Annotated in this window: 10 protein-coding genes; 4 read left to right on the forward strand and 6 right to left on the reverse strand. The window is 67.2% G+C overall.

Going from position 1 to position 14,595, the window contains the following annotated elements; genetic code table 11:
* Positions 1–38: 38 nt before the first annotated feature.
* Positions 39–1,088 carry an FUSC family protein gene (locus tag J7I89_RS13715; RefSeq protein WP_214971220.1) on the forward strand — a complete coding sequence of 350 codons (1,050 nt, stop codon included), beginning with the start codon at positions 39–41 and terminating at the stop codon, positions 1,086–1,088.
* 76 nt (positions 1,089–1,164) lie between these two features.
* On the opposite strand, the gene J7I89_RS13720 is transcribed toward J7I89_RS13715, so the two are convergent.
* Complete coding sequence (locus J7I89_RS13720; RefSeq protein ID WP_214971224.1) at positions 1,165–2,526, reverse strand: aromatic acid/H+ symport family MFS transporter; 1,362 nt, start codon at positions 2,524–2,526, stop codon at positions 1,165–1,167.
* 139 nt (positions 2,527–2,665) lie between these two features.
* Here J7I89_RS13720 and J7I89_RS13725 point away from each other — a divergent pair, with 139 nt between their 5' ends.
* The 3 genes from J7I89_RS13725 to J7I89_RS13735 all read left to right on the forward strand — a co-directional run bounded on the left by J7I89_RS13725 (position 2,666) and on the right by J7I89_RS13735 (position 5,911).
* The gene (locus J7I89_RS13725; protein ID WP_214971227.1) at positions 2,666–3,445 is read left to right on the forward strand and encodes an IclR family transcriptional regulator; all 780 of its coding nucleotides are present in this window, start codon (positions 2,666–2,668) and stop codon (positions 3,443–3,445) included.
* 94 nt (positions 3,446–3,539) lie between these two features.
* Complete coding sequence (locus tag J7I89_RS13730) at positions 3,540–4,724, forward strand: 4-hydroxybenzoate 3-monooxygenase (protein WP_214971229.1); 1,185 nt, start codon at positions 3,540–3,542, stop codon at positions 4,722–4,724.
* Positions 4,725–4,879: 155 nt separating this feature from the next.
* On the forward strand, positions 4,880–5,911 hold the full coding sequence (locus J7I89_RS13735) for an FAD-dependent monooxygenase (protein ID WP_214971231.1): 1,032 nt from the start codon (positions 4,880–4,882) through the stop codon (positions 5,909–5,911).
* 131 nt (positions 5,912–6,042) lie between these two features.
* On the opposite strand, the gene J7I89_RS13740 is transcribed toward J7I89_RS13735, so the two are convergent.
* The 5 genes from J7I89_RS13740 to purB all read right to left on the reverse strand — a co-directional run bounded on the left by J7I89_RS13740 (position 6,043) and on the right by purB (position 14,452).
* Positions 6,043–6,477: an acyl-CoA thioesterase gene (locus J7I89_RS13740; protein WP_214971233.1), complete on the reverse strand. Its 435-nt coding sequence runs from the start codon at positions 6,475–6,477 to the stop codon at positions 6,043–6,045.
* Positions 6,478–6,636: 159 nt separating this feature from the next.
* Positions 6,637–7,140 carry a GNAT family N-acetyltransferase gene (locus J7I89_RS13745; protein WP_214971235.1) on the reverse strand — a complete coding sequence of 168 codons (504 nt, stop codon included), beginning with the start codon at positions 7,138–7,140 and terminating at the stop codon, positions 6,637–6,639.
* Between the two features lie 120 nt (positions 7,141–7,260).
* Positions 7,261–12,123: an NAD-glutamate dehydrogenase gene (locus tag J7I89_RS13750; RefSeq protein ID WP_214971237.1), complete on the reverse strand. Its 4,863-nt coding sequence runs from the start codon at positions 12,121–12,123 to the stop codon at positions 7,261–7,263.
* Between the two features lie 112 nt (positions 12,124–12,235).
* Positions 12,236–12,901, reverse strand: coding sequence for a histidine phosphatase family protein (locus J7I89_RS13755; RefSeq protein WP_214971239.1), 666 nt, complete (start codon positions 12,899–12,901; stop codon positions 12,236–12,238).
* Between the two features lie 108 nt (positions 12,902–13,009).
* On the reverse strand, positions 13,010–14,452 hold the full coding sequence (gene purB / locus J7I89_RS13760; protein ID WP_214971241.1) for an adenylosuccinate lyase: 1,443 nt from the start codon (positions 14,450–14,452) through the stop codon (positions 13,010–13,012).
* Between the last annotated feature and the right edge of the window lie 143 nt (positions 14,453–14,595).

Raw genomic sequence — 14,595 nt, forward strand, 5'->3', positions numbered from 1 at the left:
GTCAGTTCCATACTGCCAACGAAAGGCGCGAATCCACCGTGAAGCTGCTGGCCGAGATGTTCACCATTGCCCCGGCAAACAAGGATCATCATGTCGCCATCCGCTGCGCAATCGGAGTCTTCGTCCCGCTGATCACCCTGGTGCTGCTGGACCGCTTGGATCTGGCAATTTTCGCGTCATTCGGCGCCTTCACGGGAATCTACGGCCGCGGTGAAATGCACCGGAAGCGGCTCTTCATCCAGGTGCGCGCCGGCTCGCTCATGCTGGTGGTAATGCTGCTGGCAAGCCTCTTCGCCCGTACGGTCCAGGCCAGCGGCCTCTCGGGCCCGGCGAGCTCCTGGCTCCTGGTGCTTGCTACCACGATGGTTGCCGGGGCGTGTTCGCTGGTCATTGCGCGGTGGCGGCACCGCCCGGCGGGCTCGCTGTTCCACATCTTCGCCTTTGCCGCGATCGCTTCGATCCCGAACCAGCCGCCCCTCTGGCAGTGCATGCTGGCGGCCGTCCTGACCACCGCATTCTGCCTGTTGGTGGGGCTGTCCTCGCGCGTGCTCCGGAGCCGCCGGACGCCGTGGGAGATGCCGGCGCCGGCGAGGCTCACCGCGAAGGAGAAGCAGGCCGCCCGGCTGGAAGCCGTGGGCTACATCGCGGCGGCCGGCCTGGCCGGGACGCTGGCAACCCTTGCCGGCCAGTGGCTCGGCTTCGGGCACAACTACTGGGCGATGGTGGCCGCGGTGGTGCCGCTGGTTGGCCGCTCCACGCGGCACCGAATCAGCCGCGGCGTCCAGAGAATCATCGGCACGGTTCTGGGCCTGGTGCTGCTCGCAGGGATCCTCGCGCTCAACCCGGCGCCCTGGCAGATGGTGCTGGTGATGGCTCTCTGCCAGTTCGGTGCCGAGTTGTACATCGCCCGCAACTACGTCGTTGCGCAGGTCTTCGTGACGCCGCTGGCGCTTGTTTCCACGCTGCTGGTCGCACCCGCCGCGCCCGGCATGCTGCTGCGCGACCGGATCGTGGAAACCGTGATCGGCGCCGCCGTGGGCATTGCCGTGGTGCTCGCACCGTCTGCCTGGGCGCGGCTCCGGCGCTAGCCCATCGTTAGGCCCGCGCGCCCGCATGACCGGCCTTGCCCGGGGCCGGTTATGCGGGGGAGGGCCGGTTCAGCGGTTAGGAACGCCCGACGTCGGACGGCTGGCCGGATGCCGGCGCGATCGCGTGGGGGACGGTCACCAAGGCCAGCACTGCCAGAAGGGCGGCGGCGGCAAAGACGTAGAAGCCCCACGGGTAGGCGATGCCGGCGGCCACGAGCGTCCCCGTAACGGCCGGTCCCATGATGGCGCCGAGGCGCCCCACGCCCGCCGCAAAGCCGAGGGCGGTGCCGCGGAGCCGGGCCGGGAAGAGCTGGCTGACCCAGGCGTAGACGAGCACCTGCGAGCTGAAGACGAAGACGCCGGTCACGAACACGGCGGCATTGAGCAGGAATTCGCTCTGGATCTTGATGCTGAGGACAGCCAGGAAGAGCGCGGACAGGCCGAACCAGAGGAGCACGATTTTCTTGGTGCCGTGCTTGTCTGCCAGGATGCCGGCCACGATCAGACCCACCACGGCGCCCACGTTGAGCACCAGCAGCAGCACCAGGCCCGTGCTGACGGTGTACCCGGCGGAGGACATGAGCTGCGGCAGCCAGGTGTTCAGGCCGTACACCAACAGGAGCCCCATGAATGATGCCACCGCTATTCCCAGGGCCACCAGCGGATACGGCTTGCGCGTGAGGTCTCGGAAGCTGGCCCGCTCGCCGGCTTGGTCGGCAGCCAACATCGATGCCGGCGCAGCTTCGGGTTCTGCCGACGGCACGGCGATGGGGCGGTGTGCCCGGGCGGCCACGGCGCGGTGGGCTTCTGCAGTTTCACCTTCGGCGCCCTTGATTCCGGCACCGTGCTCGGCATGGACGGGCGGCAGGGTCTCCGGCAGCCGGAACCACAGGAACGGCACCAGCGCGAAGCCGGCGAGTCCTCCCACCACGAACATGATGCGCCAGTCCGGCACCACCAGGATGGCAAGGAACGCCGTGGCCACGGCGCCGACGTGGTAGCCGGTCATGGTCCTGGTGGTGGACTTCCCTGCCGTGCCGGCGGGGGCATAATCGTTCATGTAGGCCAGGGCTGCGGGCAGGCAGGCGCCGAGTCCCACGCCTGCGAGGAGCCGGAAGATGCCGAACATGGCAACGTTGGGCGCAAACGCCACGGCGATGGTGAAGAGGGAGAACCAGGCCACGCAGGCAACAAGCAGCCGGCGGCGTCCGAAGCGGTCCGAGAGCGGCGCGATGAAGAGTGCTCCGATGCCCACGCCCACCAGGGAGATGGTGGCCGCATACGTCGCGCCCACAGCGTCGAAGCCAAGGTCCTGGGTCTTGATCAGGGTGGGAATGACGGTGCCCAGCACCACCAGATCGAATCCGTCCAGCACCATGGCCAGCCAGCACAGCCATACGGGCCACTGGGAACGGCGGGCAACTGAGAGCGTTGACATGGGAACCTCATTGTTCGGGTTTGGGGAACTGTTCATGGATGGCGGCCGGGCGGACAGCGGGGACGTTCGACATGAGAGTTGTATCACTCGCGGGTGTAATCTGGGAACAACAAAAACCATTGAACGGAAGCGGGGCATCGTGGCCAACTCAGCCTCCGGCGACTCCGTGGTGGACAGGGTGGTGCGCGTCATTGCGGCCTTCCCGGAGGGGGTCAGCGTCCTGCAGCTTTCGGAGTTGGCGGACCGTGCAGGGCTGCCCCTGACCACAGCCCACCGGCTGGTCCGGCAGTTGGCACACCACGGCCTCCTCGAAGCCGGCGCCGGAGGTTCCGTACGGCTGGGGCTGCGCCTGTGGGAGCTGGTCAACCGGAATTCACCGACCCTCGCCCTGCGCCAGGCGGCGATGCCGTTCATGGAGGACATTCAGCACGTGCTCAACCAGAACGTGAACCTGGCGGTGCTGGACGGCTGGGAAGCGCTCTTCGTGGAACGGCTCTCCCGCCGCGGTTCGGTAGCGAACCGGGCGCAGATCGCCGGCCGCATGGCCGTGCACGTGTCGTCGGCCGGGCTGGCCTTGATGTCCCACCAGCCGCGGTCCGTCCAGGCCGAATACCTGGAACAGTTCGCCGATCCCGCCGGAAAAGTGACGCCGGAGGACCTGCGGGCACTTCTGGGCGAAGCAGCCCGCCAGGGTTATGCGCAGCTGGCAGGCGTGATTGATCCGGATACGTGGGGGATTGCGGTTCCCGTGCTGAATGGCCAGAAGCGGGCGGTTGCTGCCCTCGGCGTCGTCGTACCCCTGCGGGAAATGCGGATGCAGGCGCTGGTTCCGGCGTTGCAGACCGCGGCCCGGGGGATCGGGCGAAGGCTCGCGGAGTCGGCCACCAGCCCCGATTTCCGTTCAATGGAATCCTTGTAACGCCGGACACACAGCCCGGCGCACACTGTTAGCCAGAACCAACTTCCGGCCCCAGTTTCCAAGCCGAGGGCCCCGCGACGAAGCGAGGAACATCATGGCAGCACGCAAGATCATCACCACCCAGGTAGCCATTATGGGCGCCGGCCCCGCCGGACTCATGCTCTCCCATCTGCTGGCCAAAGCCGGCGTCGAGTCCACAGTGATCGAAATCCGAAGCCGCCAGGAGATCTCCGAGACAGTCCGTGCGGGCATCCTGGAACACGGAACCGTCAACATGCTGGTGGACAGCGGTGTTTCCGACCGCGTTCTGCGCGAGGGCGACCGGCACGACGGCATCGAACTCCGGTTCAACGGCGAAAGCCACCGCATCGACTTCAAGGACCTTGTGGGGGAGTCGGTCTGGCTGTATCCGCAGACTGACGTCTTCATGGACCTCGCGGCACGCCGCGAGGCCGACGGCGGCGACGTCCGCTACAGCGTCACGGACACCACGGTGCACGACATCGAGGGCAAGCCCAAAGTCTGGTTCACGGACGCCGACGGCACGGAGTACGAGCTGCAGGCCGACTTCATCGCCGGTGCCGACGGCTCCCGTAGCCATTGCCGCTTCCAGATCCCCGAAGCGCACCGCAAGTGGTACTTCCACGAGTACCCGTTCGCCTGGTTCGGCATTCTTGCCGAGGCTCCGCGCAGCTCGGACGAGCTGATCTACGCCAACTCGGCAAACGGCTTCGCCCTGATCAGCCAGCGCACCGAAACCGTGCAGCGGATGTACTTCCAGTGCGACCCGAACGAGGACGTGAACAACTGGAGCGAGGAACGGATCTGGGACGCCTTCCGCAGCCGCGTCAACGGCAACGGCTTCGAACTGAAGGAGGGCCCGGTCATCGACAAGATGGTGCTGAAGTTCCGCAGTTTCGTGCACACGCCCATGCGCCACGGCAAACTGTTCCTGGCCGGGGACGCCGCCCACACCGTCCCGCCCACGGGCGCCAAGGGCCTGAACCTCGCGATCCACGACGTCAAGGTGCTGTTCGAGGGCCTGGACAGCTTTTACAAGTCGGGCTCCACCGCGCTCCTCGATTCGTACAGCGACCGTGCCCTGGACCGGGTCTGGAAGGCCCAGCAGTTCTCCTACTGGATGACGTCCATGCTGCATACCCCGGTGGATGCCGATGATTTCTCCCGGGCCCGGCAGCTCGGCGAACTTAACTCCGTGGTCTCATCACGCCACGGCAGGGCCTATCTGGCCGAGGCCTACACCGGCTGGCCGTCCTAGCTCTCGCCCGCACTCGCCCGCATAACCGGCCCGACCCCGCATGACCGGCCCCGCCCCACTCAACCGGCCCGGACCAAGGCCGGCCAAGCGGGGGAGGGCCGCCCACGGGGAAGCCGCACAGGCCGCCGGCCGCCGCCGGGCATAACATCGGTTCCATGGACGCCATAACCATCATCGGCGGCGGCATCGCCGGCCTGGCGCTCGCCGCCGGGCTCGACCCGCAGCGCTTCGACGTCACACTCCATGAGCAGCGTCCAGGCGTGCCGCCGGTGGAGACCTCGCTGGCCATGTGGCCTGAAGCGCAGGCTGCCCTGGCCGTTCTCGGCGTCCTGCCGGAGATCCGCGCAGCCGGCACCGGGCTCGGCGGCATGGCCCTGCGGGACAGCGCCGGAAATTCGTGGGCTTCGCCGGAGGTTCGCGGTGTCCTCGGCGTGTCCCGGGCCGATCTGCTCAGGGTCCTGGAGGCCGCCGTTCCCCCCGCTGTGCGCCGGGTGGCGGGCCGGGTGGATGAAGTGCCGGCGTCGGGCCCGCTGGCGGCAGGGCTGCTGGTGGGCGCCGACGGTGTCCACAGCGTGGTCCGCCGCGCGTTCTGGGGCGGGCGGGCTGCGGCGAAGCTGACGCCCTACCTGGCGTTGCGGGGCGTCCTCGCCGAGCCCGTTGCCGCGGATGCGGGCGGCGAATACTGGGGCCGCGGACAGCTGTTCGGCATCACGCCGGCGTCGGGCGGGAGGACCTACTGGTACGCGTCGTTCCGCTCGGATCTGGGGCCGGCCGGAATTGACGCCGCCGAGGCGCTGCAGCGGACCCGGGAACGCTTCGCCGGAAGCGCCCCCGCCATCAGGCGCGTCTTGGAGAAGGCCGCGCCGGAAACAACCCTCGCCCAGCGGATCTGGACCGTTCCGACGCTCGGCAGCTTTGTCCGGCCGGGCGCTGTGCTGATCGGCGACGCCGCGCATGGGATGACTCCCAACCTTGGGCGGGGGGCCTGCGAGGCACTCGTGGACGCCGCAACTCTGGCCGAACTCCTGGACGCGCGGCCGGTGGCGGAGGCACTCCGGGCCTACAACCGGCAGCGGGCGGTCCGGACACAGCTGCTGCGGGTTGCTTCCTCGGCCATGTCCGGCCTGGCTCTCACCGAACGCGCCCAGCCGCTCCGCGACCGCCTCCTCGGGCTGGCCGCCCGCTAAAGTCCGGCAGCCGCCGTCGAGCAGTCCCCGTCCGTACAGGCGGCCCTCACCCGCACGAACGGCCCTGGCCGGGGCCGGTTAGGCGGGGCGGGGCCGGTCAAGCGGGGAAGGAGGCGGACGACGGCGGCCCGTCAGTCCTGCTCGAGCGTCTCCGTGAGGTGGTGGGTGGGGATGCGGTCGCGGTCGTACGTGATCTCCGTGTAGCCGTGCGGCTCCGGCTTGCCGTTGGTGCTGAGGTTTACGAACACGATCTCTTCGATGGTGAGGATGCTCCGGCGGGTGATCATGTTGCGCACCTCGGCGCGCATGGTCAGGGAGGTGCGGCCGAAGCGGGTGGCGGTCAGGCCCATCTCGATCAGGTCGCCCTGCACGGCCGAGCTGACGAAGTTGATCTCGGAGATGTACTTGGTGACAGCACGGCCGTTTCCGAGCTGGAGGATGGCGTAGATCGCGGCTTCCTCGTCGATCCACTTCAGCAGGCTTCCGCCGAACAGGGTGCCGTTGGCGTTGAGGTCCTCAGGGCGGACCCACTTGCGGGTGCGGAAGGTGATGTCCGTAGTTTCCATAACGCGAGATTAGCCGACGGCGGCGGTCCGATCCCGAGTGTGACGGCGCTGCGCCTTGCCCCGCACCGCCCTTTCCCGCACGCGCGGCCCCGCCCCGCACAAGCGGCCCGGCCCGGGGCCGGTCAAGCGGGCGAGGGCCGGTTGTGGGCGGAAGAGGACTCAGGCCATGGCCGTGTGCGCCGCGCTATGGGAATCGATGCTCTTGGCGTAGCAGTACGAGTGCTCAACGCCGATGTACGGGCCGAAGTTGGGCACCTGCTCGAAGCCGGAGTTCTGATAGAAGTTCCGCCCGTCTGGCTGGGCTGAGCCGGCCTCAGCCGTGACGCGGGTGATTCCCTGCGCGAACGCCTCCGCCTCGAGGGCCGCCAGAATCGAGCTGGCCACGCCCGAGCCGCGGGTGTACGGCAGAACGTACAGGCGCTTGATCTCGGCGGTGTGCGAATCGAGCAGCCGCAGCCCACCGCAGCCCACCGGCTGTCCGGAACCTTTGTCGTACGCCACCAGGAACACCGCGGTGTCCACTTCCGACGGCTTCGGCCCCGGCTCGTGGTCAGCGCATCCGAAGCGGGCGTCGAGTTCCGCCTGCTGTGCGGCCCGCAGATCCGCACCCACGGGATTGGACCAGCTGACTTTCCTGATGTTGAGCCTGGGGTTGGTCTGCATCGCTGCCTCGATTCGCCGAAGGGTTATGCAGATCAAGCCTAGAATCGCGCCGTTACCGCGGTGTTTCCTGCGGGTAAGCGCCTTGCGAACAGTGCGCGTTACACAGCGTGCACCCTTGGCCTACCTCCGCACGAGGGTCCGCAACAGCTTCAGGGCCACGGAAATCGACGCGATGTCCTGCTGCCCCGGTTCGGTCACCTCGGCGAATGTGTCCTTGATCCGCACCAGCTGCTCCTGGTGGCCGCGTTCCCAGGCCACGATCCGCTCGATTGAATCAGCACTTTCGGTGTCAGCGCCGTTCGTCATCTCCATCACCGAAATCGTCATGTCGGCAACGGCTGAATAGACATCGTCCCGCAGTGCTGCGCGGGCGAGTGCCTCCCACCGGTTCTCGCGGGGAAGAGCCGTGATGCGCAGCAGCAATTTGAGTGCGCCGATCCGCGCAAACACTGTCCAGTACAGGTCCATGATCCGCTCGATGGGTTCATCGATCTGTTCCGATATCAGGGAGATGTCCAGCAGCCCGAAGCTCTCGAGGAGGTCGGCGGCGCGGCGTACCAGGTCAGGGGGCAGCCCGACGCCCTCCCAATGTGCCTGCCGTTCCTCGACGAGGTCGATGCTGTCACCGCGCAGGAAGTCCCGGGTCCTGTTCCGCAGCAGCTCCAGCGTGGGCATAATCCGGGCGAGGGCCTCGGCAACGGGCTGGTCGCGATGGTCGTGGGTGACATACCAGCGGATGGACCGGTCGAGGATCCGGCGCATGTGCAGGGTCAGCTCTGCGGCGTGTTCGCTGGGTAACGCGGGGGGCAGCTCGGCCACCCGGTCCACGAACCGCTGCAGGTCGTAGGCTTCACGGGTTGCCACGAATGCCCTGGCAACAGCTGCGGCGGTGGCGGTGGTTTCCTCGATGGTCCGGAAGGCGAAGGTGATTCCGCCGAGGTTGATCATGTCGTTGGCCAGGACGGTGCATATGATCTGCCGGCGCAGCGGGTGGGCATTGAGTTCCGGGCCAAAGCGGTCCACGAGCTGATGCGGGAAGTAGCTGCGGAGCACCCGTTCGAACCAGGCATCCTCGGTGACGTCGCTTTCGTTCAGTTCCTTGGCAAGCTCGATCTTCGCATAGGCCGCCAGGACGGACAGTTCGGGTGCCGTGAGGCCTTTGCCGGTCAGCAGCCGCGCATGGAGCTGTTCTGTGTTGGGCAGTCCTTCCAGACGCCGGTCAAGGTAGGAGGCGTTCTCCAGCCAGTCCATGGTTCGCTCGAAACCGGGGCTCCAATTCAGGACCAGGGCCCCGTCGTTGAGCAGCAGGGTGTTCTGGTCGCGGTTGTTTTTCAGCACAAGCCGTGCCACTTCGTCCGTGAGCGAGTGCAGGAACGCGGTGCGTTCGGATGCTCCCATCCTGCCTGTGGCGATCATGCGGTCGATGAAGATCTTGATGTTAACCTCATGGTCCGAGCAGTCCACGCCGGCCGAATTGTCGATCGCATCGGTGTTGAGCAGGACGCCAGCCAAGGCGGCTTCAATCCGGCCGAGCTGGGTTACGCCGAGATTGCCGCCCTCGGAAATGATCTTGGCCCGGACCTCATTGCCGTTAATCCTGATGGGGTCGTTTGCCTTGTCGCCCACCTCGCCGTGCGTTTCGGAGGACGCCTTGATGTACGTCCCGATACCGCCGTTGTAGATAAGGTCCACCGGCGCGCGCAGGATGGCCTGCAGCAGCTCGGGCGGGGTTATCATGGACGTCGTGCCCGGGAGCCTGAGCGCCGAAATTACCGGGGCGGTGATGGGGATGGACTTTGCGTGGCGCGAATACACGCCGCCGCCCGGGCTGATCAGCGAGGCGTCGTAGTCGGCCCAAGACGATCGTGGAAGCATGAACAGGCGGCGGCGCTCCGCCAGCGAGCCGGCCGCGTCCGGAGTCGGGTCCAGGAAGATGTGCCGGTGGTCGAAGGCTGCCACGAGCCGGATGTGGTTTGACAGGAGCATCCCGTTGCCGAACACGTCGCCGCTCATGTCGCCGATGCCGGCAACCGTGAAGTCTTCCCGCTGCGAGTCGATGCCGAGTTCGCTGAAGTGGTGCTTGACGGACTCCCAGGCGCCGCGGGCCGTGATGCCCATCTCCTTGTGGTCGTAGCCCGCGGAACCGCCTGAGGCGAAGGCATCGCCCAGCCAGAAGCCGTACTCGAATGCCACGGCGTTGGCCGTATCGGAGAACGCGGCGGTTCCTTTGTCAGCGGCCACCACGAGGTAGTGATCGTCGTCGTCGTGCTTCACCACATTCTCCGGTGAAATGACCCGCCCGGGGGTCCCGCGCGATGGCACCGTTCCGACGTCGGACGTGTCCAGGTTGTCCGTGACGTCCAGCAGCCCGCGGACAAAGTCCTTGTAGCTTTCCTCCCCTTCAGTGAGCCAGGCGGTACGGTCAGAGACTGGACTGGGCAGCCTTTTGGGATAGAAACCGCCCTTTGCTCCGGTGGGGACAATCACCGAATTTTTGACCGTCTGGGCTTTGACGAGGCCAAGGATCTCGGTGCGGAAATCCTCACGCCTGTCCGACCATCTCAACCCGCCGCGCGCCACGGGTCCGAACCGCAGATGCACGCCTTCCACGCGGGGTGAATAGACCCAGATCTCAAATTTTGGCCGGGGGTAGGGCGCTCCGGGAATGTCGGACGGCCGGAGCTTGAAGCTCAGGTAGGGCCGGTAGCGGAAGAAGTTGGTGCGGGTTGTCGCCTCTATCAGGTTCAGGAAGGTCCGCAACAATCGGTCCGCTTCCAAGGACGGAACGGCGTCGATCGCGTCGGCCACTGCGGCGCGGGCGGCAGCCGTATCCTGGAGCCGCCGGGAGTGGCTGAGTTCGGGATTGAACCGGGCACGGAACAGGCTGAGTAATGCGTGGGTGGCGGGCACATTGGCCAGCAGGGTGTCGGCGATGAAGCCGTAGGTGTAGATGGTTCCCAGCTGCCTCAAGTACTTGGCGTAGCTGCGCAGGATGACCACCTTCCGCCACGTGAGCTCCTCCTGGAGCACAAGGGCGTCGAAGCGGTCAGACTCTTCGTCCCCCCGGACGGCGGCGCTGAAGGCTTCCCCCAGCAGCGCGCTGGTCCCGGCCGGGTCAACGCCGGCGGGATACCTGACGCCGAGGTCGTACAGGAACAACTGCCGGTCGTTCCCGCGGATCACATCGAAGGGCCGTTGGTTCAGTACCTCCAGGCCGAGGTTGTGGAAGAACGGCAGGATCTGCGTCAGGCTCTGGGCGCTGGTGAGGTAGAGCCGGATCCGGGCGTCTTCGGCCAACGTTGGGGACGCATCGGTGCGGAAGTAAACGGCCAGCTGTGGATCGTTCAGCGGCCGTCCGCCCGTGCCGTCCAAGTCGAACTGCTCAAACCGCCTGACATCTTCCACCGCGTCCTCGACTTCGAAGTCGGCCCGGTAGCTGGCGGGGAAGGCGGCGGACCACAGCGCCGACAGCCGGCTGGCCTCGGCGGGGGGCAGCCTGTCACGAAGCGTTTCGTCCAGGCCTTCGGCCCAGGTCCGCGTTGTGCTGACGATGCTCCGCTCGAGCGAAGCGGGGTCGACGTCGGGCATCCCGCCGGCGGGCAGCAGGATCCGGAAGAAAACGCGGGCCATGGGGGATTCACTCAGCCGGACTTCGAATTCGAGCGAAGAGGACCTGAAGGCCTGCTTGAGCTCCTGTTCGATGCGGAGCCGGACGGCGGTGCTGTACCTGTGCCGGGGCAGGAACACCAAGGCGGACGCGAAGCGGCCGTAGCTGTCAGAGCGCAGGAACACGCGCGTCTGGTGGTGGGCCTGCAGGAGCAGGATCTCACGGGAGAGCCCGGCCAGTTCGTCCAGGCTCAGATGGAACAGCTCGTCCAAGGGGAAGGACTCGAGGACGGCCAGCAGCTGCCTGCCGGGATGGGAGACCTCGGTGAAGCCGAAGCGTTCCTGGACTGCGCGCACCTTGTCCCGGATGACAGGGATGCGCCGCACGGACCGGCCGGTGGCCCCCGGGGCGAACAGTCCCACGAACCGAATCTCACCTGTCGGCTGCCCTACGCTGTCGAAGGTCCGGACGAGGATTTCATCCAGGTACGCCGGGCGGGGGACGGACGATCTCAGGTCCGACGTGGCGAGCGTGAGAACCTGCGAATGCGGAAGCCCGGTGACCGGCTGGCGGGCTTCCGGCCGGTCGTCCCTGAGCAGGCCAAGCCCCGTGCCGGGCCGCAGCTTTACGCTCTCCGGGCCGCCCGCCGTCGGGTATTCATATTCGCTGTATCCCAAAAACATGAAGTTTCCGCGGTCCAGCCAGCTCAGGAGCTCACCGAGCTGCTCCGGAGTCGGAGCCGAGCCGGCGGGCAACCGCTCCAGCGAGCCGATCGCACGCCCGAGGCGGGAGTGGATGGCGGGGGTGTCATCGGCGACCACCTGAACGTCAGCCAGGACCCGCCTCACATTGTTCATGAGCTCCGCGATGGCCCGCGATCCGGGCAAACGGCCGATCTCTGCGGCCACCCAGGTTTCCGACAGCCACCCCGGAGGGGCCGGGGCGGACGCAGTGTTGCCTGCCGTACCCGCCATTCCCGCCGTAGGTCCGGGCGACGACGCATGCCGTACCTCCAGCAACACGTGCGTCCCTGGATCCCGCCGCACCAGGAAAGTGGGATGGACCAGTAATCGGATGGATTCGATTTCGCGGGTCAGCTCGGCCGTGAGGGAATGGAGCAGGTGCGGCATGGCGTCTGCAACCACCAGCAGGACGCTGGCATCAGTTTCGTTCAAGACGTCGACGGCCGACGTGCCTGCCGGACGGGTGTGTGCCAGTTCCGCATGGAACATGGCCCTCTGCTCCAGGTCCTCGGGACTGGAGCTCTGAAGGTCCTCTGGCGCTACGTGCTCGTAGTAGTCCGCCAGGAAGGCGTCTCCGGGCGTGAAGGAACCGGCAGCGGCGGCTTGACCCCTCGGCACGGTTTCGCGTGACATGCCTGTACGCCTCCACTGCGGGGGATGCCACCGCGGGTCGCGGTTGCCGGTCCGGTCCCCACGCCTTCTTTCATCATGGCCGCCCCCTAGGGGGACGTCCAGTGCCGTGCAGCTAGCCGGCGGACCGCCCCATCGGATCCTCCGCGGTGGGGTCGGCCAGAGCGAGGCCGCCCACCGGGCTGGCGTCCCAGTGGATCAGCTGCCACCCGGCGTCGGGATCGCCTTCCAGCGCCACGATGCCGGTGTTGGCCAGGACGTGCCTGGCGGCAAACTCCATGTCGATGTTGCCGGCACGGAGGCCGGCCCAGACGCGGATGGCGGCGCCGTGGCTGACGACGGCCACGGCACCCGGGTCCGAAGCGTCGGCGGCCACCTTGGCGATGGCGGCGTCGTAGCGTTCAAAGAACTCGTGCCCGTTGGGGCCGGCGGGCATCCGCCGGTCGAAGTCCCCGGCGGTCCAGGCGAAGACGGTCGTCATGTACCGGCGGTGGGCCTCGTGGTCCGTGAGCTTTTCGAGGGAACCTGCCTCGATTTCGTGGATCCCGTCCAGCACCTTGACGTCCAGCCCGAGCTCGCGGCCAAGGGGCCTGGCCGTGACCTGGGTCCGGAGCAGGGTGGAGGCATACAGCGCGCTGATCGGCTCATTCGCCAGTGCCTTCGGCAGCGCCTCGGCCTGGCGCTCGCCGAGCTCGGTCAGTCCGGGTCCGGGGTGTGCCGTGTCCAGCTGCCCCAGCACGTTTCCGGGGGTCTCTCCGTGGCGGATGAGGAGGAGCCTCATGGTACGCATTCCTTTTCGTCGTCGTGAAGGTGAGCGGGCACTTTCGCGGAAAGCTGCCGGGGTAACGGAAACGGTGCCGGGCAGCGAAGCCCGGCACCGCCGTCGTGCTTATTTGAGGTGGTCCACCAGCTGGTCGGCGATGCCCGTGTACTTGCCGGGCGTCAGGGCCAGCAGCCGGGCTTCCGCCTCCGGTGAGAGCCCCAGGCCCTGGACGAACTCCTGCATGCGGGCGGCGTCCACGCGCTGGCCGCGCGTGAGGTCCTTGAGCCGCTCGTAGGGGTTCTCCATGCCTTCGACGCCGGCAATCGCCTCGGCGCGCATGACCATCTGGATTGCTTCGCCCAGGACTTCCCAGTTGGTGTCGAGGTCTCCGGCGAGCACGTCCTCGGCCACGTCAAGGCGGTCCAGGCCCTTGGCCACGTTGGAGATCGCCAGCAGCGAGTGGCCGAACGCCACGCCGATGTTGCGCTGGCTGGAGGAGTCCGTGAGGTCGCGCTGCCACCGGGAAGTGACAAGCGTGGAGCCCAGTACATCCAGGAGCCCGGAGGAGATTTCCAGGTTGGCCTCGGCATTTTCGAAGCGGATCGGGTTGACCTTGTGCGGCATCGTGGAGGAACCGGTGGCGCCGGCTACTGGGATCTGCGCAAAGTAGCCGATGGAGATGTAGCTCCAGATGTCCGTGCAGACATTGTGCAGGATCCGGTTGAAGCGGGCCACGTCGGCGTACAGCTCGGCTTGCCAGTCGTGGCTCTCGATCTGCGTGGTCAGCGGGTTCCAGGTCAGGCCCAGGCCCTCGACGAACGACTTGGAAACCTGCTGCCAGTCAGCGCCCGGGACGGAGGCCACGTGGGCGGCGTAGGTGCCGGTGGCGCCGTTGATCTTGCCGAGGTATTCGGTCTTGGCAATGCGGTCCAGCTGGCGCGTGAGGCGGTGGGCGATGACGGCGAGTTCCTTGCCCAGCGTGGTGGGCGTGGCAGGCTGGCCGTGGGTGCGGGACAGCATGGGCACGGAGCGGTTCTCTTCGGCCATCTTGCTGATCTGGGCCACGAGCGCCTTGGCGGCGGGCAGCCACACGTCCTCCACAGCACCCTTCACGCCGAGGGCGTAGGCGAGGTTGTTGATGTCCTCGGAGGTGCAGCCGAAGTGCACCATGGCCGTGAGGTGCTCAATGCCGATGGCCGGCAGGCGCCGGGCGATGTAGTACTCCACGGCCTTCACGTCGTGGACCGTCACGGCTTCGATTTCGGCGAGCTCCGCGACCGATGCCGCGTCGAATTCGGTGACGATCCTGCGGAGCTGCTCCCGCTGCTCTTCGGTGAGTGGGCCGGCGCCGGGGAGGACGTTGTTGCTGGTCAGGTGGATGAGCCACTCCACCTCGACGGCGACGCGGTCGCGGTTGAGGGCGGCCTCGGACAGGTAGTCCACGAGGGGCGCGACGGCGGGCTGGTAGCGGCCGTCCAGCGGGCCGAGCGCAATCTTTTCCGGCGACGCGGCGAGGGCCAGGCGTCCGGAGGGCGTACGGGTGTCAGCTGTGGCGGCAGTTTCAGGCATGCCCTGATTCTTTCATGAACTCCAGCGACCGCTGAAGCTCGCGGTGCGTTGTGACTTCTCCCCCACAGCCTGTGCCGGAAGCGCCTTTCCACATAGCCGACGGCGGCCGTTCCGGAGCGCTGCCGGACTCCGTAGCGTCGTGG

This window comes from Arthrobacter sp. ISL-5 (assembly GCF_018613835.1).
In the GTDB taxonomy this organism is placed as follows: Bacteria; Actinomycetota; Actinomycetes; order Actinomycetales; family Micrococcaceae; genus Arthrobacter.